The sequence below is a fragment of the Nonomuraea sp. NPDC048881 genome (assembly GCF_040649795.1).
Classification (GTDB): Bacteria; Actinomycetota; Actinomycetes; order Streptosporangiales; family Streptosporangiaceae; genus Nonomuraea.
In genome coordinates, this window is record NZ_JBEZGC010000002.1 from 887,115 (window position 1) to 910,977 (window position 23,863).

At 73.0% G+C, this 23,863-nt stretch carries 25 protein-coding genes and 1 tRNA gene; 15 read left to right on the forward strand and 11 right to left on the reverse strand.

The features are described 5' to 3' along the window. Window positions 1-6 precede the first annotated feature (6 nt). The 5 genes from glmS (at window position 7) to AB0C33_RS09635 (ending at window position 5,198) form a co-directional block, all read left to right on the forward strand. Window positions 7-1,827 (forward strand): glutamine--fructose-6-phosphate transaminase (isomerizing), encoded by a 1,821-nt coding sequence (gene glmS, locus AB0C33_RS09615; protein WP_358285427.1) that lies wholly within the window; start codon window positions 7-9, stop codon window positions 1,825-1,827. Between the two features lie 61 nt (window positions 1,828-1,888). Further along, window positions 1,889-2,662: an SAM-dependent methyltransferase gene (locus AB0C33_RS09620; RefSeq protein ID WP_358285430.1), complete on the forward strand. Its 774-nt coding sequence runs from the start codon at window positions 1,889-1,891 to the stop codon at window positions 2,660-2,662. A 109-nt stretch (window positions 2,663-2,771) separates the two neighbouring features. After that, the gene (locus tag AB0C33_RS09625; RefSeq protein ID WP_358285432.1) at window positions 2,772-3,722 is read left to right on the forward strand and encodes a tripartite tricarboxylate transporter substrate-binding protein; all 951 of its coding nucleotides are present in this window, start codon (window positions 2,772-2,774) and stop codon (window positions 3,720-3,722) included. An 87-nt stretch (window positions 3,723-3,809) separates the two neighbouring features. Then, complete coding sequence (locus AB0C33_RS09630) at window positions 3,810-4,898, forward strand: mechanosensitive ion channel domain-containing protein (RefSeq protein WP_352361127.1); 1,089 nt, start codon at window positions 3,810-3,812, stop codon at window positions 4,896-4,898. Window positions 4,899-5,122: 224 nt separating this feature from the next. After that, a tRNA-Pro gene (locus AB0C33_RS09635) sits at window positions 5,123-5,198 on the forward strand. A 127-nt stretch (window positions 5,199-5,325) separates the two neighbouring features. Here the strand turns inward: AB0C33_RS09635 and AB0C33_RS09640 are convergent. Beyond that, entirely contained in the window at window positions 5,326-6,666 is a 1,341-nt protein-coding gene (locus AB0C33_RS09640; RefSeq protein ID WP_358285436.1) for an amidase, read from the reverse strand. Window positions 6,667-6,964: 298 nt separating this feature from the next. Here AB0C33_RS09640 and AB0C33_RS09645 point away from each other — a divergent pair, with 298 nt between their 5' ends. Beyond that, window positions 6,965-7,264 carry a hypothetical protein gene (locus tag AB0C33_RS09645; protein WP_358285438.1) on the forward strand — a complete coding sequence of 100 codons (300 nt, stop codon included), beginning with the start codon at window positions 6,965-6,967 and terminating at the stop codon, window positions 7,262-7,264. A 222-nt stretch (window positions 7,265-7,486) separates the two neighbouring features. Here AB0C33_RS09645 and glgC read toward each other — a convergent pair whose 3' ends face one another. After that, complete coding sequence (glgC, locus tag AB0C33_RS09650) at window positions 7,487-8,722, reverse strand: glucose-1-phosphate adenylyltransferase (RefSeq protein ID WP_352329862.1); 1,236 nt, start codon at window positions 8,720-8,722, stop codon at window positions 7,487-7,489. 235 nt (window positions 8,723-8,957) lie between these two features. On the opposite strand from glgC, the gene glgA reads away from it, so the two are divergent. Beyond that, window positions 8,958-10,133 (forward strand): glycogen synthase, encoded by a 1,176-nt coding sequence (gene glgA, locus AB0C33_RS09655; RefSeq protein ID WP_358285440.1) that lies wholly within the window; start codon window positions 8,958-8,960, stop codon window positions 10,131-10,133. A 5-nt stretch (window positions 10,134-10,138) separates the two neighbouring features. Beyond that, window positions 10,139-10,507, forward strand: coding sequence for a hypothetical protein (locus tag AB0C33_RS09660; RefSeq protein ID WP_358285442.1), 369 nt, complete (start codon window positions 10,139-10,141; stop codon window positions 10,505-10,507). A 13-nt stretch (window positions 10,508-10,520) separates the two neighbouring features. Here AB0C33_RS09660 and AB0C33_RS09665 read toward each other — a convergent pair whose 3' ends face one another. The 3 genes from AB0C33_RS09665 to AB0C33_RS09675 all read right to left on the reverse strand — a co-directional run bounded on the left by AB0C33_RS09665 (window position 10,521) and on the right by AB0C33_RS09675 (window position 12,304). After that, window positions 10,521-11,672, reverse strand: a complete 1,152-nt coding sequence (locus AB0C33_RS09665; protein ID WP_358285444.1) for a hypothetical protein — start codon at window positions 11,670-11,672, stop codon at window positions 10,521-10,523. A 66-nt stretch (window positions 11,673-11,738) separates the two neighbouring features. After that, window positions 11,739-12,107: a PH domain-containing protein gene (locus AB0C33_RS09670; RefSeq protein ID WP_352361137.1), complete on the reverse strand. Its 369-nt coding sequence runs from the start codon at window positions 12,105-12,107 to the stop codon at window positions 11,739-11,741. A 44-nt stretch (window positions 12,108-12,151) separates the two neighbouring features. Beyond that, on the reverse strand, window positions 12,152-12,304 hold the full coding sequence (locus AB0C33_RS09675; protein WP_352361139.1) for a hypothetical protein: 153 nt from the start codon (window positions 12,302-12,304) through the stop codon (window positions 12,152-12,154). 84 nt (window positions 12,305-12,388) lie between these two features. On the opposite strand from AB0C33_RS09675, the gene AB0C33_RS09680 reads away from it, so the two are divergent. After that, window positions 12,389-13,342: a LysR family transcriptional regulator gene (locus tag AB0C33_RS09680; RefSeq protein WP_358285446.1), complete on the forward strand. Its 954-nt coding sequence runs from the start codon at window positions 12,389-12,391 to the stop codon at window positions 13,340-13,342. A gap of 43 nt (window positions 13,343-13,385) precedes the next feature. Here AB0C33_RS09680 and AB0C33_RS09685 read toward each other — a convergent pair whose 3' ends face one another. The 4 genes from AB0C33_RS09685 to AB0C33_RS09700 form a co-directional block, all read right to left on the reverse strand. Then, on the reverse strand, window positions 13,386-13,790 hold the full coding sequence (locus AB0C33_RS09685; protein ID WP_358285448.1) for a nitroreductase family deazaflavin-dependent oxidoreductase: 405 nt from the start codon (window positions 13,788-13,790) through the stop codon (window positions 13,386-13,388). A 30-nt stretch (window positions 13,791-13,820) separates the two neighbouring features. Next, a complete protein-coding gene (locus AB0C33_RS09690; protein WP_358285450.1) occupies window positions 13,821-14,252 on the reverse strand; it encodes a hypothetical protein in 432 nt (143 codons plus the stop codon). A 142-nt stretch (window positions 14,253-14,394) separates the two neighbouring features. Then, on the reverse strand, window positions 14,395-14,943 hold the full coding sequence (locus AB0C33_RS09695; protein ID WP_358285451.1) for a GNAT family protein: 549 nt from the start codon (window positions 14,941-14,943) through the stop codon (window positions 14,395-14,397). A gap of 41 nt (window positions 14,944-14,984) precedes the next feature. After that, a complete protein-coding gene (locus AB0C33_RS09700; protein ID WP_358285452.1) occupies window positions 14,985-15,752 on the reverse strand; it encodes a hypothetical protein in 768 nt (255 codons plus the stop codon). Window positions 15,753-15,947: 195 nt separating this feature from the next. On the opposite strand from AB0C33_RS09700, the gene AB0C33_RS09705 reads away from it, so the two are divergent. After that, complete coding sequence (locus AB0C33_RS09705) at window positions 15,948-17,246, forward strand: MFS transporter (RefSeq protein WP_358285454.1); 1,299 nt, start codon at window positions 15,948-15,950, stop codon at window positions 17,244-17,246. 89 nt (window positions 17,247-17,335) lie between these two features. Here the strand turns inward: AB0C33_RS09705 and AB0C33_RS09710 are convergent, their stop codons facing one another. Beyond that, window positions 17,336-18,667 carry an MFS transporter gene (locus AB0C33_RS09710; RefSeq protein ID WP_358285456.1) on the reverse strand — a complete coding sequence of 444 codons (1,332 nt, stop codon included), beginning with the start codon at window positions 18,665-18,667 and terminating at the stop codon, window positions 17,336-17,338. Window positions 18,668-18,758: 91 nt separating this feature from the next. Here AB0C33_RS09710 and AB0C33_RS09715 point away from each other — a divergent pair, with 91 nt between their 5' ends. The 5 genes from AB0C33_RS09715 (at window position 18,759) to AB0C33_RS09735 (ending at window position 22,406) form a co-directional block, all read left to right on the forward strand. Further along, entirely contained in the window at window positions 18,759-19,439 is a 681-nt protein-coding gene (locus AB0C33_RS09715; RefSeq protein WP_358285458.1) for a GntR family transcriptional regulator, read from the forward strand. Between the two features lie 10 nt (window positions 19,440-19,449). Then, window positions 19,450-19,812 (forward strand): DUF2203 domain-containing protein, encoded by a 363-nt coding sequence (locus AB0C33_RS09720; RefSeq protein ID WP_352361155.1) that lies wholly within the window; start codon window positions 19,450-19,452, stop codon window positions 19,810-19,812. Between the two features lie 73 nt (window positions 19,813-19,885). Next, a complete protein-coding gene (locus AB0C33_RS09725; RefSeq protein ID WP_358285461.1) occupies window positions 19,886-20,836 on the forward strand; it encodes a hypothetical protein in 951 nt (316 codons plus the stop codon). A gap of 5 nt (window positions 20,837-20,841) precedes the next feature. Beyond that, window positions 20,842-21,798, forward strand: coding sequence for a hypothetical protein (locus tag AB0C33_RS09730; protein ID WP_358285464.1), 957 nt, complete (start codon window positions 20,842-20,844; stop codon window positions 21,796-21,798). 68 nt (window positions 21,799-21,866) lie between these two features. Continuing rightward, window positions 21,867-22,406, forward strand: coding sequence for a CGNR zinc finger domain-containing protein (locus tag AB0C33_RS09735; protein ID WP_358285466.1), 540 nt, complete (start codon window positions 21,867-21,869; stop codon window positions 22,404-22,406). Window positions 22,407-22,440: 34 nt separating this feature from the next. Here the strand turns inward: AB0C33_RS09735 and AB0C33_RS09740 are convergent, their stop codons facing one another. After that, on the reverse strand, window positions 22,441-23,844 hold the full coding sequence (locus AB0C33_RS09740) for an MFS transporter (RefSeq protein ID WP_358285468.1): 1,404 nt from the start codon (window positions 23,842-23,844) through the stop codon (window positions 22,441-22,443). Between the last annotated feature and the right edge of the window lie 19 nt (window positions 23,845-23,863).

The window sequence follows — 23,863 nt, forward strand, 5'->3', positions numbered from 1 at the left end:
ACCTCGATGTGCGGAATCGTGGCCTACGTGGGCCCCAAGGACGCGGCGCCCATCCTGTTGGAAGGGCTGCAGCGGCTTGAGTACCGGGGCTACGACTCCGCCGGGGTCGTGGTGTCGAACAAGGGGCTCAAGGTACGCAAGGTCAAGGGCCGGGTCGCCGACCTGGCCAAGGTCGTGCCGGTGCGGTTCAAGGGCAACCACGGCATCGGCCACACCCGCTGGGCCACCCACGGCGTGCCCAGCGACGAGAACGCCCACCCGCACCTGTCGGCCGACCAGCGCATCGCCGTCGTGCACAACGGCATCATCGAGAACGCCGGCGAGCTGCGCGCCAAGCTGGAGGCCGACGGCGTCCAGTTCCTGTCCGAGACCGACACCGAGGTCCTGGCCCACCTGATCGCCCGCGCCGCCGAGGAGAACGACTCCCTGGAGGAGGCGGTCAGGAAGACGCTCAAGAACATCGTCGGCACGTACGGCATCGCGGTGATCGACGCCGAGCGGCCGGGCGAGGTGGTCGTGGCGCGCAACGGCAGCCCGATCGTGCTCGGCATCGGCGAGAAGGAGATGTTCGCCGCCTCCGACGTCGCCGCCCTGGTCCGCTACACCCGCCAGGTCGTGCACCTGGAGGACGGCGAGCTGGCCGTGCTCAAGGCCGACGGTTTCCACACCTTCGCCAGCGACGCCCGCGAGACCGCCAAGGAGCCGCTGACCGTCGACTGGGACGCCGGCCACTACGACACCGGCGGCTACGAGCACTACCTGCTCAAGGAGATCTCCGAGCAGCCCGAGACGATGACCCGCACGATGAGCGGCCGCCTCGACGAGCGCTTCCACGTCGCCCACCTCGGCGGCCTGAACATGGACGCCCGTGAGACGCGCTCGTTCCGCCGGGTGAAGATCATCGGCTGCGGGTCGGCGTACTACTCCGGGCAGATCGGCGCGCAGCTCATCGAGGAGCTGGCGCGCATCCCGGCCGACGCCGAGCCGGCCAGCGAGTTCCGCTACCGCAACCCCGTCGTCGACCCCGACACCCTCTACGTCGCGATCAGCCAGTCGGGCGAGACCTACGACACGCTGGCCGCCGTCCAGGAGCTCAAGCGCAAGGGCGGCCGGGTGATCGGCATCGTCAACGCCGTGGGCAGCGCCATCGCCCGCGAGGTCGACGGCGGCATCTACCTGCACGCCGGGCCCGAGGTCTCGGTCGCCTCGACCAAGGCGTTCACCTCGACCTCGGTCGCCTTCGCGCTGCTCGCGCTGCACCTGGGCCGGGTGCGCGACCTGTCGCCGGCCGACGGGCGGCGCATCGTGGAGGGCCTGCGCCGGCTGCCCGGCCAGATCGAGGAGATCCTCGCCCAGGGCGACAAGATCGCCGAACTGGCGCAGAAGTACGCCAAGCACCCGAGCATGATGTTCGTCGGCCGGGTCAGGGGCTACCCGGTGGCCCGCGAGGGCGCGCAGAAGCTCAAGGAGATCTCGTACGTGCACGCCGAGGCGTACCCGGCCAGCGAGCTCAAGCACGGCCCGCTCGCGCTGATCGGCCCGGACATGCCGACGGTCGCGATCGTCCCCGACGACGAGCTGCTCGACAAGAACCTCACCACGCTCGGCGAGATCCGCGCCCGCGGCGGCCAGGTGCTCATGGTCGGCCACCGCGAGCCCGACGCCAAGCTGGCCGACGACGTGATCGTGATCCCGAAGAACGAGATCGAGCTCGACCCGATGCTGCTGACGATCCCGCTCCAGCTACTGGCCTACCACGCGGCGGTTGCCCTCGGGAGGGACGTGGACAAGCCTCGCAATCTCGCCAAGAGCGTGACTGTGGAATAAATTCAGCCACAATCCTCGCAGGGTAGTGTTATCCGGCTGCGTACCACATAAATTCATTACTGTGCGGCAGTTCGACCCCCACACTCCGAATCTCGCACGCATGTACGACTACATGCTCGGCGGGACGGACAACTTCGCGGTCGACCGCCTGGCGATCGACCAGCTCGCCGAGCTGGTCCCGGAGGCGGTCCCGCTGGCCCGCGCGAACCGGGCCTTCCTCCAGCGTGCCGTGCGCTACGTCGCCGCCGCGGGGATCACCCAGTTCATCGACCTGGGCAGCGGGCTGCCGACGCAGGGCAGCGTGCACGAGGTCGCGCCGGCGGCCAGGGTCGTCTACGTCGACGACGACCCGGTCGTCGCCGCGCACGCCAGGGCCCTGCTCGCCGGGGCGGACAGGGCCGCCTTCCTGGAGGCCGACCTGCTCGACCACGAGGAGGTGCTGGCCCGCGCGGGCCGGTTCCTGGACCTGTCGCGGCCGGTCGCGATCGTGCTGGTGTCGATCCTGCACTTCCTGCCCGACGCGGCCGATCCGCAGGGCGCGGTGGCGGCGCTGCGCGAGGCGGTCGCGCCCGGCAGCCGTCTGGTGATCTCGCACGCCACCTCGATGGGACGCCTGTCGGACCAGGAGAACCCGCGCGGGGGCCGCCGCGGCTCGTCCGGCTCGGGCGGGGCGGACCGCAGCCCGGCCGAGATCCGCGCGTTCTTCGGCGGCTTCGCGCTCGACCCGCCCGGCCTGGTGCAGGCCGTGGACTGGCGGCCGGACCGGCCCAAGCTGGTGGGGGACTGGTCGCTGCCGTCGTCCCTGATGGCCGGGGTGGCCACGAAGCAGGACTGACTCCGGCATACGCCGAAATTTCGGTTAACCGTATCCCGATGTGTAACAGCGAGTGAACTGTCAATAACTTTAGGTAATAGCGGTACTCGCGAAGGTCGGGGGAGGGCGGATGCGTCGTCGGCGGTTCTTGGCATGGACCCTGGGCGCGGCGGCGTGCGCGGCCGGATGCGGGACGGAACACGTCGTCGGCGGCCCCGCCGGCGCGAGGGGGCGGTTCTCGATCGTCGCAGGCGGCGACCGCTGGGCCCGGGTCGGCGAGGCGTTCGCCGCCGCCGCGCGCGCCTCGGGCGTCGGCGCGTCTCCCACCGGCACGCGGATCACCGTGACCGGCCTGCCCGCGCTGGCGGCCTCCGAGCTGAACAACGGGCAGACGCTGCTCGACACCTCGACCCCGCTGTCCAGGCTCACCGGCGACGTCGAGGTCGTCGTCGTGCCCGGCAACTCCCGGTTCGCCGACTTCGACGACTTCGGCGCCCACCTGCGGGCCGACCCGAGCGGGACGATGCTGGCCGGCGGGCCGCAGGGCGAGCCCGACCACCTGCTGTTCGGCCTGATCGCCAAGGGGCTCGGCGCCGACACCAGGCAGATGGACTACACCGGCTACCCCAGCAGCCACGAGGCCGTCTCGGCGCTGCTCGGCGGCAAGGCGGCGGCCGCGGCGGGCCTGCTCGGCGACTGGCGCGCGGCCATCGACGGCGGCCGGGTCAGGGCCCTGGCCGTCTCCTGCGCCCGCCGGGTGCCGGGGCTCGACGTGCCGACCCTGCTGGAGTCCGGCGTACGGGTGGACTTCGCGGACTGGGCCGCGGCCGTCGGGCCCGAGAACATGCCGGAGGACGGCAGGGAGTCGGCCGTGCGCATGTGCGACGAGGTGACCTCCTCGGCCTCGTGGCGGCGGGCGTGCCGGAAGGCGGGGTGGATCTCGATCCCGCTCAGCGGGGACGACTTCCGGCTCTGGCTGACCTCCGAGGTCGAGCGCACCCAGGCCGTGCTGCGCGATCTCGGGCTGCTGGCCAGCACCAGAGCCACGACGTGCTGGGGCAGTTGCGGCAACGGCCACTAGCAGAAACGGCGTGTCCGTGCGTATGGAGTGGCGCTTGAGGGCAATGTGACCTTGAAGCGACGTTCTACGACATAGGGGGCGCGAAGCGTGCAGTCGCCGGCAGCCTGGCCGATCCTCGTCATCTCGGTGGTCGGAGCGGTGCTCCTGGTGGAGGTGGTCCGCCGGGTGCTGATCCGGGTCGGACGAAAATGGGCCCTGGCCCGCCACCTGGTCGAGCACTGCACGTGGCCGGCGTTCTGCGTGGCCGCCACGGTGGCCTGCAACCTGGTCTTCGCCCCCGGCATCTTCGGCGACACGGCCGACGAGCGCGGCCTGGCCCAGTCGGTGGACCGGGTCATCGGCCTGGCCACCATCGGCACGGTGACCTGGCTGATCATCCAGGCGACGTACGCGCTGACGGACGTCGTGCTCGACCGGCTGGTGCTGGTCGAGGGCGAGCGCAACCGCCGGGCGCGGCGGATCAGGACGCAGATCGCGCTGGTGCGCCGCATCGCCGCCGCGGTCATCATCGTCATCGCGCTCGGCGCCATGCTGTTCTCCTTCCCGCAGGTGCGGGCGCTCGGCGCCGGGCTGCTGGCCTCGGCCGGCATCGCCGGCGCCATCGTCGGCATCGCGGCCCAGCCGACCATCGGCAACATGCTGGCCGGGCTGCAACTGGCCTTCAGCGACGCGCTGCGGCTGGACGACGTGGTCGTGGTGGAGGAGGAGTGGGGCAGGATCGAGGAGCTCACGCTCACGTACGTGGTGCTGCGCCTGTGGGACGAGCGGCGGCTGGTGCTGCCCGTCTCCTACTTCACCCAGAACCCGTTCGAGAACTGGACCAGGCACGGCAGCCGGGTGCTCGCCGTGGTGTTCCTGCGGGTCGACTGGGCGGTGCCGGTGCCCAAACTGCGCGACGCCCTGTACGAGTTCCTCCAGGGCAACCCGCTGTGGGACCAGAAGGACTGGACGCTCCAGGTCACCGACGTGCTGCCCAACGGCCTGGTCGAGCTGCGCGCCCTGATGAGCGCCGCCGACTCGCCGTCCTCCTGGGACCTGAAGTGCGACGTCCGCGAATTCCTCGTCAATTTCGTCCGCGACAACTATCCGGACGCCCTTCCCCGGTTTCGCGTCGAGGCCCCTGAAACGCGCGCCGGGGTGGCCTGGACCAACGACCGGGACCGCGACCGGCGATAAATGCGTGGCATTTCCGGCGACCCCCGGCCTACCGTTGATCTCGTTCCGGAACGACATTCACGGAGAACGACGAGAAAGGCGGCGGCCATGTGCGGACCTCGACCCTCCAGGCCGTCCGGCAACCGGCCTGAGCTGCGGCCAAGGCTTTCCCGGTGATTCCACGGAGAATCGACCAGGAAAGCCGTCCCGGGCCTCCGCCGGGGCGGCTTCGTTGATTGTCAGGACCGAGTGTGGGGCAGTTCGGTCAGCCCGCCTGCCTTGGGAGCAGGAGCACCGCAGGTTCGAATCCTGCCACTCGGACGTACGGCCCTGAAAGAAAAGGGCCGTGGGCTTCGGCCTGGCCGACGGGAATGGCGCCCCCCGGCCGGACACGAGCCCCCGCCCCCGGGTCCGGCCTGCGCCGGGCCGGCCCGGGGCCCACCTTTCCTCAGCCGCCCGGTGGGCAGGCCACCCGGAACAGCAGCTCCTCCCGGCCGGGCCGGCAGACGAGCTGCAGCCCGACCGGCAGGCCGTCCACCGAGCCGGCCGGCACGCTCAGCGCGGGCAGGCCGAGCACGTTCCACGGGCTGGTCAGGGCCAGCAGCGCGGCCCGGACGGCGACGGCCCGCCCGTCCAGCTCGGTCTGGCGCTGCTCCAGCGGCGGCGCGACGAGCGGCACGGCCGGCAGCGCCAGCACGTCGTGCTCGTCGAACAGCGACTCCGCCGCGGCGGCCAGCGCGGGCCGCTCGTCCAGGGCCTTGACGTAGGCCCAGGCGGGCAGGTCCATGGCCGCGCGCAGCCGGTCGAGCACCTCGGGGTCGAACAGCTCGGGCGCCCTGGCCATCCGGTCGGCGTGCACGGCGGACGCCTCCGCGCCCTGCACCGTCGCGTACGTCTCCCGCAGCTCCTCGGCCAGCTCCCCGGGCAGCCGGACCTCCTTCAGCCCCGCGCCCGCCGCCGCCCGCACGACCGCCACGACACGCGGATCACAGGGCGACAGGACGGCGGGGTCCAGCCACCCCACCCGCACCGCCGCCGCCTCACCGGCGCTGTCCCGGGCGGGCGGCGGCCCGCCGGTCGCGAGCTGCCGATAGGCGATCAGGCAGTCCAGCGGGCCGGCGGCCAGCACGCCGACGTGGTCGAACGTCCGGGACAAGGGGAACACCCCGGCGGCCGGGATCGCGTCGTAGGCGGGCTTGAACCCGGCGATCCCGCACAGAGCGGCCGGGATGCGCACCGACCCGCCCGTGTCGGTGCCGATCGCGAGGGGCACCATGCCCGCCGCCACGGCCGCCGCGCTGCCGCCGCTCGACCCGCCGGACATGCGCGCGGGGTCGCGCGGGTTGCGCGAGGGACCGTTGGCCGAGCGGTCGCCGGTGGGGCCGTACGCGAACTCGTGCGTCGTGGTCTTGCCGACGATCACCGCCCCGGCCTGGCGCAGCAGCGTCACGCAGGCGGCGTCGGACTCGGCGACGTGGCCGGCGAAGTGCCGCGACCCCATCGTGCAGGGCAGCCCCGCGACGTCGATGAGGTCCTTCACGGCGACCGGCACGCCGTGCAGCGGGCCGCGGTCGGCGCCCGCGGCCAGCTCCTGGTCCGCCCGCCGGGCGGCGGCCGCCGCGCCCACCGGGTCCACGGTGACGAAGGCGCCGAGCGCGGGATCCAGGGTGACGGCCGCGTCGAGCGCCAGCCGGGCCAGCTCGGCGGCGGTGGTCCGGCCGGCGCGCAGGTCACGGGCCAGGTCGGTGACGGAACGGCCGGTGAAGGGGCCGGGCGGTGTGGGCGGCATGAGGTCCTCTCCGGACGGTTCACGGCGACCCCGCCGTGAACGGACGGGCGCCCGGAGCAGACTACGCGTCCCGGCCCGCCGACCGGCGTTCCAGAGGCGCGGCAGCGCTTCCGGAGTGGCCGGGGAAGGCCGGACTTCTGGTGGCGTGGCGGGGTTTCCGGAGTGGCCGGAGAAGGCCGGACTTCGCCGGGGTGGCACCGGAAAGCGCCGAGTCCTTTCCTGGCGTGGCGTTACACGGCGGTACGAAGGCGATTACATACAGTGATCAGCGATGTCACTTCGTGATCCAGGGGGAACCATGAAAGCCAACCTCATCGTGGCCGGCGGCTTCGCCGTCGCCGCGCTGTTCGGCATGGCGGGCACGGCCAGCGCCAACGTCCACCACGAGAAGTGCGACCTGAGCACGTCCGACGACTCGACCGCGCTCCGCATCACGCCGTGGGGCGTGTCCGCCGGACACCGTGACGCCGAAGCCTGCGAGCACCGCAAGGACTACGGGCGTCCCTACGACGGTTACAACTGGGGTTACTGGGGCGGCCGCGGCTACTGGCCCGGCGCCTGGGCGTACGGCGGCCTGGGCGCCGGCGTCGGCATCTGAGGTCGCATCACCTGAGCCCGGGCCGCGCCGCGCGTGGCCCGGGATCCTGCGTTGCCGGGCGCCCGCGGCGCCCGGTCGTTCCCGCACCCCCCGCTGCCGTCCGGCTGAGCCCCGGACCGCCCGCCCGCGCGATGAGCACACTCGCGTGCCGCCGGAGCCGATCCTGGCCGCCGCCGCCCGGCACGCGGCCGGCCCCGGGCGGGGGACCGGCCCGCCCGGCCCCTAACGGTCGACGATCTCGTTCTTGCCGATGACCACGACCCCGCCGCGGGTCAGCGCGAAGCGGGTGCGGTCGTAGTCGAGGTCGAAGCCGATGCGCGCGCCGTCGGGGATCACCACGTTCTTGTCGATGATCGCCTTGCGCACGATCGCGCCCCGGCCCACCTTGACGTTCTCCATCAGCACGGAGTCCTCCACCAGCGAGTGCGAGTGGAGCACGACCTTCGGCGACAGGATCGAGCGCATCGCCATGCCGCCCGAGACGATCACGCCGGGGGAGACCAGCGAATCGATCGCCCGGCCCACCCGGTCGCCGTCGTTGTGCACGAACTTGGCCGGGGGCAGCGGGTCGTGCCCGGTGAAGATCGGCCACTTGTCGTTGTACAGGTTGAAGATCGGGTGGGCGGAGATGAGGTCCATGTGGGCCTCGTAGTAGGCGTCGAGGGTCCCCACGTCGCGCCAGTAGCCGCGGTCGCGCTCGCTGGAGCCGGGCACGATGTTGTTCTTGAAGTCGTAGACGTCCGCGCCGCCGGACTTGACCAGCATCGGGATGATGTTGCCGCCGAGGTCGTGCTTGCTGGTCGGGTCGAGCGCGTCCTCGCGCAGCGCGTCGATCATGGCCTGGGTCTTGAAGACGTAGTTGCCCATCGAGGCGTAGACCTCGTCGGGGGAGTCGGCCAGGCCCACGGCGTCCTTCGGCTTCTCCCTGAAGGCCACGATGCGGCGGCCCTCGGGATCGGTCTCGATCACGCCGAACTGGTCGGCCAGCGACAGCGGCTGGCGGATCGCCGCCACCGTCACGTCCGCGCCCGAGTCCTCGTGCTGCTCGACCATCTGCCGCGGATCCATGCGGTAGATGTGGTCGGCGCCGAACACGATCACGTGCTCGGGCATCTCGTCGTAGATCAGGTTCAGGTTCTGGAACAGCGCGTCCGCGGAACCGGAGAACCAGCGCGGCCCGAGCCGCTGCTGGGCGGGCACGGGCGTCACGTAGTTGCCCAGCATCGCCGACAGCCGCCAGGTACGGGAGACGTGCCTGTCGAGGCTGTGGTTCTTGTACTGGGTCAACACCACGATCTTCAGGAAGCCGCCGTTCGCGAGGTTCGACAGCACGAAGTCGATCAGCCGATACATCCCCCCGAACGGCACCGCCGGTTTGGCCCGATCCGCCGTGAGCGGCATGAGCCTCTTGCCCTCTCCACCTGCCAGCACAACCGCAAGCACCCTCCGGGACCTCATGTCCAGGACGCTACCCGTAAATGGCCGATCTATCGACGAAACCGCGCACCGGGCTGTGCCGCCGTGTCCTGACTTATCCGCGTTGAGCAGGGGCCGGACTTACCGACATTGGGCTGTATCGATGTGTTCCCTATGCTTGCGACGGTTCACAAGTGCGGTGCCGGAGTTGATGGTCGGCGCAAAACATGCCGCTCGCTGGAGGGCGCCGGGCCCGGCGCGTCGTAAGGTCGGGGGCATGCGTGTTGATCTGCTCAGCAGGGAGTACCCGCCGGACGTCTACGGCGGCGCCGGGGTGCACATGGAGTACCTGGCCAGGGAGCTGCGCAAGCTGGCCGACGTCCGGGTGCGCTGCTTCGGGGCCGATCGCGAGGAGCCCGGCGTGTCGGCCTACCGGGTGCCCGGCGGCCTGGAGCGGGCCAACGCCGCCCTCCAGGTGCTCGGCGTCGACCTGGAGATGGCCGCCGCCTGCGAGGGCGCGGACGTCGTCCACTCCCATACCTGGTACGCCAACTTCGCCGGGCATGTCGCCAAGATGCTCCACGGCGTGCCGCACGTCGTCACCACCCACAGCCTGGAGCCGCTGCGCCCGTGGAAGGCCGAGCAGCTGGGCGGCGGCTACACGGTCTCGTCGTGGGCCGAGCGCACCGCCCTGGCCGCCGCCGACGCGGTGATCGCGGTCAGCGAGGGCATGCGCCGCGACGTGCTGGCCGCCTACCCCGAGATCCCGCCCGGCCGGGTCACCGTCATCCACAACGGCATCGACACCGCCCAGTACGCCCCCGACCCCGGCCTCGACGTGCTGAAGAAGCACGGCGTCGACCCCGACCGGCCCTACGTGATCTTCGTCGGCCGCATCACCCGGCAGAAGGGCCTGGTGCACCTCCTGCACGCCGCTCGCTCCTTCGACCCGGCGGCCCAGCTCGTCCTGTGCGCGGGCGCGCCGGACACGCCGGAGATCGCCGCCGAGGTGACCGGGCTGGTGCGCGGCCTCGACCGCGACGGCGTGCTGTGGATCTCGGAGATGCTGCCCAAGCCGGAGGTCATCCAGCTCCTCACGCACGCCTCGGTCTTCGTCTGCCCGTCGGTCTACGAGCCGATGGGCATCGTCAACCTGGAGGCCATGGCCTGCGAGACGCCGGTGGTGGCCACCGCGACCGGCGGCATCCCCGAGGTCGTCGCCGACGGCGAGACGGGCCTGCTGGTGCCGATCGACCAGGGCCCCGACGGCACCCCGCACGACCCCGAGGCGTTCGCCGCCGACCTGGCCGAGCGGGTCAACGCGCTGCTGGCCGACCCGGCTCGCGCGGCCGAGATGGGCCGCGCCGGGCGGGCCAGGGCCGTCGAGCAGTTCTCCTGGGAGCGCATCGCCCGGCGCACCCTCGACCTCTACGCCTCGCTGCGCCGGGACTGAACGTATTGAGCTGGGATCTGGAGACCCCCGAGGGCGGACGCCTGAGCGTCAACGCCTGGAACTGGCGTCCGACCCTGGCCCTGCTGGAGGAGGCGCGGGTCCTCGACCCCGAGACCGCGTGCCTGCTCGGCTTCAACGGCTGCATAGAGCTCACCGGAGCCGACGCGAGCCGTATCGCGGCCTTCCTCGACGACTACCTGGGCGGCCTGCCCGAGCACGGGCGGGTCCGGCTCGACGGCGAGGTGACCGAGGAGCCCGACGACCACCGCCTCCACCGCGACGACCTGGCGCTCAACTACTCGGCCACCGCCTCCTGGCTGCGCGACCTGCGCGACTTCTGCCGGGCGGCCCCCAACGGCTTCACCTGCATGTAGGGGTGGCGGCGGGTCAGCGGCTGAGCCAGAGGGCGGGCCTGGTCAGGTCGCCCTCGGGGCCGGTCCAGCCCGCCGCGTACACCTCGGTCGTGCCGGGGCGGCGGGCCAGGGCGGTGACCGTGCCGCGCACGGTCGTCGTCGTCCAGCGGCCGGCCGCGTAGTGGTGCAGCCGGGAGCGGGTCGAGTCGAGCACCCACAGGCCCGCCCGGCCGTCGGGCTCGGCCTCGGTGAAGGCCGCGCCCTCCGGGCCCCAGCGGCACCGCCAGGCCGACCCGTCCCAGTGCAGCGCCAGCGGGCGGCGGCGTTCCAGGGGCTCGCCCTGCTCGTCGTACTCGTCGGGCGGGAACCAGGACACCCCGCCGACCACCCACACGTCGTCCGGCCCGAGCACGGCCACGTCGCCGAGCTCTGTCCGGGCCGGCCGCGCGCCTTCGGGCGCGCCCGGCTCGGGCAGGTGCACCGCCTGCCACGCGACGCCGTTCCAGCGGGCGGCGGGATCGTGCGCGGTCCGGCCGACCGTCCACACGTCCGCGCCCTCGCCGCCGAGGGCCCGCGCCGGGGCGGGCAGCCGGTACGCGCGCCAGGCCGAGCCGTCCCAGCGCAGCGCGTCGCGCCCGGACACGGCCCACGGGCCGCTCGCCGCGGTGCCGTGCAGGCCGATGGCCGAGGCGCGCTCCTTGAGCGGCGTGGAGGCGCTCACGGCGCCGTCCGCGACGCCGGCGACCAGGCCGGGACGTTCGTCGTCGCCGGTCCCGAAGGCCCACGCCCGCTCGCCCGAGACCGCCCCGACCGCGGCGACCGTCATCCGGGACGGCAGCGCGTACGTGCGCCAGCGCGCGCCGTCCCACCGGCTCAGCCCGCCGGACGTCGTCTCCATCCCGGCGGACGTCTCGCGCTGCACGGAACGCACCGCCCACACCGCCCCGTCGGGGGCGACCGCGAGCCGGTCGAGCGTGCCGTGCCCGTCGCCCGCCGGGACCGTCCGCCACGGCGACCGTACGGGCTCGGCGCGCAGGTCGTCGCCGCCGGGCCGGGGGCAGCGGGCCTGGACCGTGAGGCTCACCGCCGGAGCGGACGGGACGTCCCGCCCGGGAGGCCCGGCGCAGGCCGGGAGCGCCAGCAGCACGCCGAGACCGGCCACGCGGGCACGTACGGAACGCCGCACCTCGCCCCCTTCGTGATCATCGGCAGAATACGCTCACCCTGCCCAGGAGACCACGCGTGACGCCGATCAGCCCTGCGAAATGTAGTGGAGGATGACGTTGTGCACGTGGTGGGCCTTGTTGTCGCCGCGGAAGTCCACCTCGTAGGTGTGCGTGCCGACGTGGATGGCGATGGCGCCCGAGGAGAAGAACCCGCCGGCCAGCGACTTGTTGCTCACGACGCTCACCGCCGAGATCTTGGCGTAGGGGATGCTGGTGATCGCGATCCGCTTGCCCACGAACGACTTGTCCTGCACGATCACCCGCCGGTCCGTGAGCCCCAGGAACCCGGTGCCCGCCCCGATCGCGTCGTAGACGGCGATGATCTGCTCGCCGGGGAGCAGGCCGCTCTCGATCTGCTTGAACTGCTCTTTGCGGTCGTAGGGGATGTCAGCCATGCCCGGCCAACGAACGGGACGTGCCCCCGCGTTCCGTGCCGGGCTCAGGGGCCCGCCGGATGGGCCGACGGGTCGTGCGGGAGGTCGAGCAGGCAACCGCACGTGCCGGGCGGCCGTGGCAGCCCGAACAGCGCGCGGACCTGGGCCGGAGCGGGCGGCGCGGGGCGGAGGAGACGGGTCAGAAGACGGCGGATCATGGTGCCCAGCGTCGCGGTGACGCCTGCGCCCGGTCCAACACCGAAATATCGCGATTGACGCGCTTTTGTGGTTAATGTGGCGTCGTGGATCTGCACCCCCGGCTGCTGCGCGTCTTCGTCGCCGTCGCCGAGGAGCTGCACTTCGGGCGCGCCGCCGCCCGGCTCTTCCTGGCCCAGCAGGCGCTCAGCCGGGACGTGCGCACGCTGGAGACCCGGCTCGGGATGCCGCTGTTCGTCCGGTCCACCCGCCGGGTGGAGCTGACCCCCGCCGGCGCCCGGCTGCTGCCCGGGGCGCGACGGCTGCTGGCGCTGCACGACGAGGTCGTCGCCGACGTGCTCGGCGCCGATCGCCCCCTGCTCGTGGACGTCACCATGCAGGGCCCCGACCTGCCCGAGCCGCTGGTCAGAGCCCGGGAACTGGCCCCCGGGACCGAGATGCTGGCCCGTTTCCACGGCGGCCTGGCCGCGGGCGCGGCCGCGATGCTGGACGGACGGCTCGACGTGTCGTTCGGGCGCTTCGCCGGGCTGCCCGCGGACGTGCGCGCCCGGCTGGCCCAGGTCCCGGTGCGCCTGCAGCCCCTGGCCGTGCTCCTGCCGGCGGACCACCCGCTGGCGGAACTGGACGCCGTGCCGCTCGCCGCGCTGGCCGCCTTCCCGCTGGACGTCATGGCAGGGAACGCCGGCACGCGGGAGTGGAGCGACCTGGGGGAGCGGCTGGCCGAGGCGTTCGGGCTGCGGCTGGCCCGGCCGCACGCCGCGCCCGAGGGGGCCGCGGAGATGGGGCACTACCTGCGCCGGCATCGCGAGCCCGTGCTGTCCAGCGTGGGGATCGGCGGGATCCCGGGCGCGGTGAACCGGCCGCTGGCCGAGCCCGTGCCGCTCGGCCTGCAGAACCTGGTGCATCCCAAGGGCCTGCGGCACCCGGGCCTCGCCGCGCTCCTGGCCGCCGTCGCCGAACTCGGACGGGCCCGCCACTGGCTGCGCCGCCCGCCGGGCTCCTGGCTCCCCGAGGCCGACGAGGCCCTTGTGGCGGCCTGACGCCTACGTGGTGCGTTCGAGCGCGACCACCGGGGGCCGATGCCTACGTGGTGCGTTCGAGCACGACCACCGGGATCTGGCGGTCGGTCTTCTCCTGGTATTCGTCGTACTGGGGCCAGGTGCGGGTCATCGTCCGCCACATCTCGGGCTTCTCCTCCTCCGAGGCGGTGCGGGCGCGCGCCTTGAACCTGTCGCCCTTGACCTGCACCTCGACGTCGGGATGGGCCAGCAGGTTCTTGTACCACTGGGGATCTTCGGGGTCGCCGCCCTTGGAGGCGACCACGAGGAAGTCGTCGCCGAACCGCTGGTAGATCAGCGGCGTGGTGTACGGCCTGCCGGAGTTACGCCCCTTGGTGGTCAGGAGGAGGACGGTGGTGTTGTTCCAGTCGTGCCCCTCCGCGCCGTCGGTGGCCTGATAGCGCTGCACGTGTTCCTTGCCATAGAGCATGCCTCTGGACTACCCCGCGCGGGGGTGTCCTCACCGGGCCGCGCCGACCAGCTCGGCGGCCCGCCGGCTGTCGAGCGGGAGGGCCGAGTCGGGGGTGCGCTCGCGCACGTCGCGGTCGCGGATCGCGAACACGGCGGGCGCCGCGCCCACGTCGCCGTAGCGCTCGGTCACCGCCGCGCCGATCGCCCGCCGCACGCCGGCCACCACCTCGCGGACGCCGGGCCCGGACGTGACGAGGTGACCGAGCATCCCGGCGAAGCGCAGCTCGTCGTCGGCGGCGGGCCGCTGCGCCGGCAGCACCGGCCGGTCGAGCCAGAACACCTTGCCGGACAGGACCGCCTCGGAGCCGCCCGGGCCGAGCACCCGCGCCGTGCGGGCCAGCAGCTCACCGAACTCGGCCAGGTCCGCGTGCGGCGGGAGGTCGGTGGTGACGAACAGGGGCACGATCAGCGAGTCAGGCATGCGGCTATCCCTCCGTGAGGAGGCTCATCGTAGGACCTGCCACCGACAATTCCGCGGCGCGCCACTCACCGTCCACCGCCCGGGCCACTCCCCGTTCGCCGCACGGGCCACTCACCGTCCACCCCCGGGCCGCTCGTCGCCGCTAGCGCGCGGTCCATTCGTCCTGGATCGCCGCGTGCACGATGGAGTCGCGCCACCCGTGCGGGGTGTGGACGTGGTGCCGGATCCGTCCCTCCTCGACCATCCCGGCCGTCAGCATGGCGAGCTGGGCGGGCAGGTTGGCCGGCGACCTCGCGCCCCAGACGCGGTGCAGCCCGAGCTGCTTGAAGCCGAACGACAGCAGCAGGCGTACCAGGTCGGTGCCGATGCCGCGGCCCCACTGGTCGGGATGGAGGCCGAAGCCGATCTCGGCGCTGTGGGGCAGGTCGGGGTCGATCTTCAGGCGGGCCACGCCGATCACGTGCCGCCGGTCGGCGTCCACGACCGCCAGCACGTAGAGGCGGCGCGGCTCGGCGGCGGCCGCCTCCATGGCCTGGCCGACCAGGGCGGCGACCTCCTGCACGCTGCGCGGCGCGAACGGCATGTGCTGCGTGGCCGCCGGATCGCCGTAGACGGAGTGCAGCGGGACGACGTCGGCGTCGGTGAGGTCACGAAGTCCGATTCGCTCGCCGATGACCATCACGCGCCGCATGCGCAGAAGGTAACGCGACTGTAGCGATCTTTACAAGGGTGTCAAGTCGCCAGCTGACTGCCGTAAGCCCGCGCGACAAGTTCGGCGACGGCGCTGTGCGCCCCGAGCGGCTCGGCGTGACCGGCCTCGACGGCGGCGGCGGCGCGCTCGACGAGCTCCCCCGGGGCCTCGTGACCGATCAGGCAGGGCGCGATGGCCAGCCGCTCGGCCCCGGCGGCGCGCAGGCGCTGGGCGGCGACGTCCACGCCGGGCTCGCTGTCCAGCGAGGCGGCGACGACCGGCAGCGTGAGCCTGGAGGCCAGCAGCACGGCCGTGGCCTGGACGGCGTGCACCGCGCGCTCGCCGCCCACCGTGCCCAGGATGACGGCGTCGACGGGGCTGGAGACGTTGAGCAGGCGCACCCGGTCGGCCCTGGCCAGGCCGCGCTCGGCCAGCCTGATGTGCAGGGCCTCGGCGAGCAGCGGGTGGGGGCCGAGCGCCTCGGTGGCGACCGCGCCGGAGCCGGCGGCCGCGATGGCCTTGCCGATCTCGGCCATGACGACCGGGTCGTCCCAGGTGAGCAGGGGCACCACGACGGCGTCGCGGCCCGCGGGCAGCGCGTCTGCCAGGTCGGCGACGGCGGTCAGCCGCACCTCGATCTGCGGGTTGTCGACCCGCACCACGGCCGCGATCTCTTCGGCCACGCCGCCGGTGCCGCCGGGGGTGGCCAGCACGAGCATGGGCGCGTCCGGCGGCAGGGACGTGGGCACGGGGCGGCGGTGCCGGCCGCCGCCGGGCCGGGGGGAACGTTCACGTACAGGCAGGCTCACAGGCGCGCAGTTTATGCCTATTCGCGGCTGGTTGTTCTGTGAATCGGGAGCGATTCCGTCACAACGGGAATGCTGTGATCGAGATCACATCGTGACCGCCGCCGCCGTTGACGAACCCCCCTGAGAAGGGCAACTCTGAGGCCACTAGAAACGCGTTCTAGAGCGACCGTCACACACCGTCCCCGGAGGATGGGAATGAAGCCGTTCTATGTCCGCGAGCTGAGCGTGTACCCGGTCGGTCGCCGGCGGATCTTCCTGCTGGCGATAGCCGTGCTGGCGAGCCTGGTGGCCAACTTCGAGACCACGCTCGCCACGATCCTGCCGCTGCTGATGAAGGACCTGGGCATGTCGCTCACGGTCTACGGCCTGCTCGCCGCGGGATCGGTGCTGATCGGCGGCCTGTCGGCGGGCGTCGGCGGCATCCTGTCCGACCGCTGGGGACGGGTCACGCTCCTGGTGCCCACCCTCACCGTCACGGCCGCCTGCAACTTCCTGCTCGCCACCGTGGACACCGTGGCCGGCCTGTTCTGGGTGCGCTGCCTGATGTTGTTCATCGAGGGTGCCGGGATCACCATCACCGCCTCCCTCGTCCGCGACTTCTCTCCGCGGCTCGGCCGCGCCCAGGCGTTCGCGTTCTGGACGTGGGGGCCGGTCGGGGCGTCCTTCCTGGCCTCGTTCATCGCCGGGTTCACGCTGCCGCTGTTCGACAACGCCTGGCAGTCGCAGGCGATCATCATGGGCGTCGTCTCGCTGGCCATGTGCGCGGTCATCGTCTGGAAGATCGCCGAGCCGTCGGCGGCGCTGCGGGCCCAGGTGCTCGACGCCGAGGAGGCCGTCGCGGCGGAGGAGAAGATCGACGCCGGACGGGTGCGCGAGCTGTTCCGCCATCCCCACCTGTGGGCACACGTCCTGGGCAACACCGGCTGGCAGGTGCTCTACTGGACGTTCGCGATCTTCGGGCAGACGATCCTGGTGGAGGCGTTCGGCCTGGAGCCCGCGGGGGCCAACCGGGTGGTGGCGCTCGGCATCGTGCTCAACGCGGTGGCCGTGGTCGTCGTCGGCCGGGTCTCCGACCGGCTGCGGCTGCGCAAGCCGTTCACGGCCGCCGGCACCGCGCTGACCGTCCTCACCCTGGCCTACTTCATCAGCATGGTCGGCCCCGGCATCTCCCCGGGGCACGTAACCGCCGTCTACGCGCTGCTGTTCCTGTTCATGGGCGTCGCGTACGTGCCGTGGATGGCCAACTTCTCCGAGAACGCCGAGGACGTCGAGTCGCGCCTGCAGGGCTCGGCGCTGGGCATCTGGGGCATGGTCGTCCGCGTCATGATCGTGGCGCTGCTGGTCGTCTCGCCCATGGTGGTCTCCGCGGGCGGCTGGGGCGCCTGGCTCGCCGTGGCGCTGGCCGGGCAGGTCGTGTTCCTGGCCTCGATGGCGGCGTTCAAGGGCGACTGGCGCAGGCGCCCGCGGGTCACCGAGCCCGAGACCGCCGTCTGAGCCGTCCCAGAAGTCCTTCTAGCGGCGCGCGTGGGCGGCGGTGGCAGCCGCCGCCCACGCCTTCGCGGCGTTCCCGCCTTCCCCCGCACTCAGGCGAAGGGACCCACCTGGCCGGGCAGCCTCCTGGCGGTGCCGCTCTCGCCGGCGGCGATGTCCAGGTCGCGGGTTTCCGGGGCGATGGCCAAACCTACGGCGGTGACGGCCAGCGCGACAACCACGTACAGGGACACGGCGAGCGTGGTGCCGTACAGGTCGAAGAGCTTGAGCGCGATGATCGGGGCCAGCGCGCCGCCGACGATCCCGGCCACCTGGTAGCCCATGGACGCGCCGCTGTAGCGCAGGCGGGTGCTGAACAGCTCGGCGATGAAGGCGGCCTGCGGGCCGTACATGGCGGCGTGGGCGGCCAGCGCGACCACCGCCGCCAGCACGATCAGCGGGAACGACTTCGTGTCCAGCAGCGGGAAGAACGCGAACACCCACCCGGCCGCCGCCAGCACGCCCGCGAAGTAGACCGGCCGCCGGCCCAGCCGGTCCGACAGCGCGCCGAACAGCGGGATCAGGCCGAGCTGCAGCACCGAGCCGATCAGCACCGCGTACAGCGCCACCGACCGGTCCAGCTTCAGCTGCCCGGTGAGGTAGACGATGATGTACGCGGTGAAGGTGTAGAAGGCCACGTCCACCCCGATGCGCGCGGTGAACGCCGACAGCAGCGCCCGCGGATGCGTGCGCAGCACCTCGACCAGCGGCATCCTGGCCGTGGCGCCGTGCTTCTCGACGCGGGAGAACAGCGGCGACTCGGCGACCCGCGTCCGCACCCACAGCCCGACGAGCACCAGCACGCCCGACAGCAGGAACGGCACCCGCCATCCCCACGCCTGGAAGGCCACGTCCGGCAGGGCGAAGGACAGGATCGCGAGCAGGCCGGTGGCCAGCACGTGCCCGGCGGGTACGCCGACCTGCGGCCAGCTCGCGTTGAAGCCGCGCCGCCTGCTGTCGCCGTGCTCCAGCGACATGATCACCGCGCCGCCCCACTCGCCGCCGAGCCCGAAGCCCTGGACGAAGCGGAGCACGGCCAGCAGGACGGGCGCGGCCACCCCCACGCTCGCGTAGCCGGGGAGCACGCCGATGAGGAACGTCGACAGGCCCATCAGCAGCAGCGTCACGACCAGCACGGTCTTGCGGCCGGCCCGGTCGCCGAAGTGCCCGAACACCACGCCGCCGAGCGGCCTGGCGACGAACGCGACGGCGTTGGTGGTCAGGGCCGCCAGCGTCGCGTTGAGCGGGTCGAGCGACGGGAAGAACAGCTTGCCGAAGACCAGCGTCGCGGCCGTGGTGTAGAGGAAGAAGTCGTACCACTCCAGGGACGTGCCGACGAGGGCGGCGATGATCACCCGGCGGGTCTGGTGCGCGGAGCTTGACATCGAAGGCTCCCAGATGGTCGAGGGGATAGTTTCAACGTAAGGATTGTTGAACAATTCGACAAGAGGTTTGCTCCATGATTCCCTGGCGAACGTGGAAGACGTGGTCGCGGACCTCGCCCGGCACCGGTCGAGACTGAGCCGCAGCAGCACGGCCGAGCGCGTGGCCGACATCCTCCGCGACAACATCATCGAAGGCGCCTTCCCGCCGGGCGCGCGGCTGTCGGAGGAGGCCATCTCCGAAGGGCTCGGCGTCTCGCGCAACACGCTGCGCGAGGCGTTCCGCCTGCTCGGCCACGAACGCCTGCTCGACCACCGGCTCAACCGGGGCGTCTTCGTCCGGCTCCCGTCCGTGGAGGACGTCTCCGACCTCTACACGATGCGGCGGGTGCTGGAAGGGGCCGCCGTCCGGCGCAAGGCGTCGCGGCAGGCGCTGGCGCTCATCGAGGAGGCCGTGCGCGACGCCGAGCGGGCCGCCGCCCAGGGCGACTGGCAGGGCGTCGGCACCGCCAACATCCGCTACCACCAGGCCCTGGTCGGCCTGCACGGCAGCCCCCGCCTCGACGAGGCCATGCGGCAGCTCCTGGCCGAGCTGCGCCTGGTCTTCCACGTGATGGACAACCCGCGCGCCTTCCACGAGCCGTTCATCGACCGCAACCGCGCGCTGCTCGCCCTGCTGGCGGCCGGTCGCGCCGAGGAGGCGGCGGCCTACCTCGACGACTACTTCGACGAGGCCGAGCGGCTTCTCATCCACGCCTACCAGCCGAACGGGTAGCGTTTTCCGCATGGACCGGATCTTCACCCTGGACGAGGCGCGCGCCCTGCTGCCCGGCATCATCGCCGAGGCGCGGGAGATCGTCGCGGGCCGCGCCGACCTGGCCGAGATCGCCTTCGACCGGGAGGCCGCCGGCGGGTCGCGGCTCGGCGGGCTGCCCGAGATCAAGGCGATCGAGGCGCGCATCGAGGAGACGCTGACCCGGTGGAGCGAGCAGGGGATCGAGGTCAAGGGCGTCGCGCCGCTGCTGATCGACTTCCCCTCGGTGCTCGGCGGGGCGTCGGTGCGGCTCTGCTGGATCGAGGGGGAGCCCGAGCTCGCCTGGTACCACCGTACGGATCTGGGCTTCGCGGGGCGGCGCCCGCTGCCCTGAAGCGTGGCCTACATGTGACCAACTCGCCACCGTGCCCATGGGTCTAACCAGGTGAGCGAAAGGATCACCACTCATGAGGCTGTTCTCAGCGGCCGCCGCGCTCCTCGCGCCGGCGGTCGCCGGCGGGCCGGGGCTCCCGGCCGCCGCCGCATCCGCGCACACCGGGCCGCCGCAGGCCCGCGCGGCCTGGGTCACCGCCTGCGAGCTGCCCGTCGAGGGCACGTCCCCGTGCGGCCCCTGGCACCTGCTCCTCCGTGACGGCCGCAAGGTCACCGTCGGCGACTCCGCCGCCCGCGCCAAGGCCCGCGCGACCTCCCTGTTCGCCCTCAGCGGCGACGGCCGGACCATCGTCTACCAGCGGGCCCGCGACCACCGCCTGGTCGCACGCGCGGCGGCCGGCGGCCCGGTCAGGGAACTGCCCAGGTCCCTGCGCCCCGGCGCGGACGACGCCCTCTACCTGTCAACGGCCGGCGACCGGCTCCTCGTCGGCCGCCAAGGCCACGTCGACGTGCTCACCCTGGCCACCGGCAGGATCACCGGCCTGACCGTCAAGGGCGAACCGGCCGGCTTCAGCGGCGACGGGGACGAGGTGCTCACCACCCGCGACCTGAGCGACGGCACCAGATGGCTGTACTCCTACGGGCTCGACGGCCGGGCGCTCAGGAGCCAGGCCCCCCAGTTCGTCGCCAACGCCGTCACCCTCGCGCTGTCCCCCGACGGGCACACCGTCGCCGCGTTCAGCTCCGGCGGCAGCAGTGGCGGCCCGCCCCGGATGCGCACGTACGACCTGGAGACCGCCCGGCTCGCCGACGGCGTGAACCTGCCCCTCGCCGGCGACGCCTCGCCCGACCACGCCCGCTGGACCCCTGACGGACGGCTCGCCGCCTACTCCTACGACAGCAGCACCACGAAGTCGACGGTGGTACGGGTGCTCACCGTCGACCCCGCTTCCGGCCAGGCCCGCCGTACCGACACCTACAAGGTGGGCCCCGACCCTCACACCATCGTGTTCCCGGGGGAGTGACCATCGTGAGAATCGTCCCTTTGCTGACCGCAGCCCTGCTCACCCTCACCGCCGTGCCGGCCGCCGCCCAGGCCGCGCCGCACCACGGCCACGACAGCATCCGGTACGCCTCCGTCAAGGGCTGCCCGGCCAAGGACGGCACGTCCCGGCCCTGCGGGCAGTGGCGGCTGGTCATGCACGACGGCGGGCGCAGGACGCTGCCCGACGCCCAGGTCGTCGCGCTCGACGCCAGGCGCAGGTCCACCGTCACCTCGCCGGCGCCGATCGCGGTCAGCGGCGACGGGCAGCGCGTGGCATACCTCACCAAGGCCGGGCGGCCGGCCGTACGCGTGCTGGGCGGCGGCGTCACGCTGCTGCCCGAGGACGCGCTGCCGCGGGTCGCCCAGAACGAGGTGACGCTGCTGCTCTCCGGCGACGGCGCGCGGCTGGCCGTCGTGGTCCAGAGCGACCGGCCCGCCGCCACGAAGATCTTCGACACCGCGACCGGCGCCCTGCTCGGCACCGTCCCCGCCGACGAGACCCTCCTCGGGTTCAGCGGCGACGGCGACGAGGTGCTGTCCTCGATCGAGTCCGACGACTCCGTCACCGACCTGGTCGTGCGCGACCAGACGGGCGAGCATCTCGTACGCGTCACGCCGCCGCAGGTCGTGGCCGCCAACGGCCCGCAGGCGCTGGCCGGCGACGGGCACACGGCGGCGGTCGTGATCCGCGGCAAGAAGACCGAGCTGCTCACCTACGACCTCGCCACCGACGAGGTCACCGGACGCAGGAAGATCAAGCTGCCGGACGGCGAGCTCAGCATGATCGACTGGACCGGCGACACGCAGGTCACGCTGCACCTGGTGTCCGGCTCGTCCAGGATGACCATCGTCCAGGTCGACACGGGGACGGGGGCCGTACGGGTCAGGGACCGGTACACCGTCCTCAAGGACAGCTTCGTCTTCGCCGCCTGCGGCGGCTGAGCCCACGCCACGGCGGGGCAGGGTCCGCGGCGGGGCAGGGGGAGTCCCGCCGTGGATACGCTTGCCGCGTGGAGGTTCACTCGACCAGGGCGATGGCCGTCAGAGCCGTCGAGCTGTGCGTGGCGCTGCTGCACGAAGAGCCGACGCCCGCCTCGGTGACGGACGTCCTGCGCCGCCACGGCGAGCACGGCGACCTCGGCCTCGACGACTCCGACGTGGCCGCGATGCGGGCGGCGGCGGCCCGGCTGCGCGACGTGCTGGGCGCGCGCGACGCCGAGGAGGCGGCGGGCCTGCTCAACCGCCTGCTCGCCGACACCGCCCGGCCGCCCAGGCTGACCAGCCACCGGGGCACGACGTCCTGGCATCTGCACGTCGACAGCGGCGACGACGCGCCGTGGGCCGAGTGGTTCCTGGCCTCGTCGGCGATGGCCCTGGCCGTGCTGGTCGCCGACCATCAGCGCGTTCCGGGCGGATTGTGCGCGGCCGCGGGGTGCGGACGGCCGTACCTGGACCTGGGCGGCGGCAGCCCCCGCCGCTACTGCGGCACCCGCTGCGCCACCCGCGCCCGCGTCGCCGCCCACCGCGCCCGCCCCCAGCCAACCCCCTGACACCACGCGCCCGCCCCAGCCGGCCTGCGCCTGCTCACCGCCTGCTGGTGCCCGCGTCGCCCGCCGCCGTTCGCCAACCGCGGCGGCGGAGGAGAACGTAGACGGCCACGGCCTGTAAGGCCGCGCCGGTCAGCAGGGCGGCAGTGGCCGACTGGGTGCTCAGCGGGCCTGCCAGCGCCGATCCGACGGCGAACGAGGTGATCTTGAGGCTGGCGCCGGTCGTGAACACCTGACTGCGCAGAACGGCGGGGGCCTCGCGTTGCCGCACCGCGAACAGCGCCGTCAACTGCGGCCCCTCGCCCGCGCCCACCAGCCCCGCCGCGACCACCGCGATCCAATACGCCCCCACCAGGGCCGTTCCTGCCATCGCGGCCAACGTCATGCCTGCGCCGACCAGCGCGGTGGACCAGGTCAGGGTCGCGTCCCACGCCGGTGTCGGGTTCCGGCGACGGGGGCCGCCGCGCCAGGCCAGGAGTCCGTTCGCGGCCAGGCCGGCTGCTGCCGTGACGGCCAGCAGCAGCGTGCCGCGGCTGCTGTCGCCCGTGAGCTCCAGCCCCAGCACCGGCGCCGACACCACGAACATGCCCGCCCCGGCGCACGAGACCATCGACCCGGCGGTGGCCCGTCCCAGCACCCGGTTCCCGAGCACCGCCCGGACCCCGGCCGCCATCTCCCGCGCGACCGCCCCCGCAGCCCGTACGGGCGAGCTGAGGCCGCCGAAGCGCCGCCGCTCACCCTTCGGCCGGTTGTCTGCGGGGAGGTCGCTCGTGGGGTGGGCGTGGCTGGGCGGGTCAAGCGTGGGGTGGTCGAGGGCGGGCCGGTCGTGCGGCCGGGCGCCTGTGGGTGGGGCGCTTGTGGGGTGGGCGTGGGCAGGGCGGTTTTGGGGGGTGCGGGTGGGGAGGGTCCAGGCGGCGGGGAGGGCGGTCAGGAGGAGGGCCGCGGAGACGAGCACCGCCGCCGGACCGCCCGCCACGGCCGCGATCACGCCGACCGCCGCCGGCCCGGCCAGCCCCGCCACGTTGTACGTCATGGCGTCCAGCGCGGTGGCCCGTGCCAGCCGTCCCCGGTCCGGCCCGGAGACGAGGGGGAGCTGTCCCGTCCAGCCGCCGGTGAGCGCGGGGCCCGCCAGCCCGGTCACCACCGCCAGCGCCACCAGTGCCGTCCCGGGCACCCGTCCGACGCCGCCCGCCACCAGCAGCAAGCCGGTCGCGTACCCGAGCAGGCAGCACGCCAGCAACCGGCCCGGACGGCGGGCGCGGTCCAGCAGCACGCCGAGCAGCGGCCCGCCGACGGCCGCCGAGACGGTCAGCCCGGCCAGCAGCGACGCCCCGAGCAGCGGAGAGCCGGTGGCGGCGAGCCCGGCCACCAGGAGGGCGGGTCCGGACATCTCGTCGCCGGTCCGGGCCGCGACCACCCCGGCCATGTAACGCGTCAGCACCAGCAAGACGTTACAGGAT

Excerpts from the sequence above, each read along its gene's own strand:
- glmS (WP_358285427.1), top strand. The coding sequence starts at position 7 with ATGTGCGGAATCGTGGCCTACGTGGGCCCCAAGGACGCGGCGCCCATC.
- AB0C33_RS09625 (WP_358285432.1), top strand. The coding sequence starts at position 2,772 with ATGCGTCGTCGGCGGTTCTTGGCATGGACCCTGGGCGCGGCGGCGTGC.
- AB0C33_RS09640 (WP_358285436.1), bottom strand. The coding sequence starts at position 6,666 with ATGCCGCCCACACCGCCCGGCCCCTTCACCGGCCGTTCCGTCACCGAC.
- AB0C33_RS09645 (WP_358285438.1), top strand. The coding sequence starts at position 6,965 with ATGAAAGCCAACCTCATCGTGGCCGGCGGCTTCGCCGTCGCCGCGCTG.
- glgC (WP_352329862.1), bottom strand. The coding sequence starts at position 8,722 with ATGAGGTCCCGGAGGGTGCTTGCGGTTGTGCTGGCAGGTGGAGAGGGC.
- glgA (WP_358285440.1), top strand. The coding sequence starts at position 8,958 with ATGCGTGTTGATCTGCTCAGCAGGGAGTACCCGCCGGACGTCTACGGC.
- AB0C33_RS09670 (WP_352361137.1), bottom strand. The coding sequence starts at position 12,107 with ATGGCTGACATCCCCTACGACCGCAAAGAGCAGTTCAAGCAGATCGAG.
- AB0C33_RS09675 (WP_352361139.1), bottom strand. The coding sequence starts at position 12,304 with ATGATCCGCCGTCTTCTGACCCGTCTCCTCCGCCCCGCGCCGCCCGCT.
- AB0C33_RS09685 (WP_358285448.1), bottom strand. The coding sequence starts at position 13,790 with ATGCTCTATGGCAAGGAACACGTGCAGCGCTATCAGGCCACCGACGGC.
- AB0C33_RS09690 (WP_358285450.1), bottom strand. The coding sequence starts at position 14,252 with ATGCCTGACTCGCTGATCGTGCCCCTGTTCGTCACCACCGACCTCCCG.
- AB0C33_RS09695 (WP_358285451.1), bottom strand. The coding sequence starts at position 14,943 with ATGCGGCGCGTGATGGTCATCGGCGAGCGAATCGGACTTCGTGACCTC.
- AB0C33_RS09705 (WP_358285454.1), top strand. The coding sequence starts at position 15,948 with ATGAAGCCGTTCTATGTCCGCGAGCTGAGCGTGTACCCGGTCGGTCGC.
- AB0C33_RS09710 (WP_358285456.1), bottom strand. The coding sequence starts at position 18,667 with ATGTCAAGCTCCGCGCACCAGACCCGCCGGGTGATCATCGCCGCCCTC.
- AB0C33_RS09720 (WP_352361155.1), top strand. The coding sequence starts at position 19,450 with ATGGACCGGATCTTCACCCTGGACGAGGCGCGCGCCCTGCTGCCCGGC.
- AB0C33_RS09725 (WP_358285461.1), top strand. The coding sequence starts at position 19,886 with ATGAGGCTGTTCTCAGCGGCCGCCGCGCTCCTCGCGCCGGCGGTCGCC.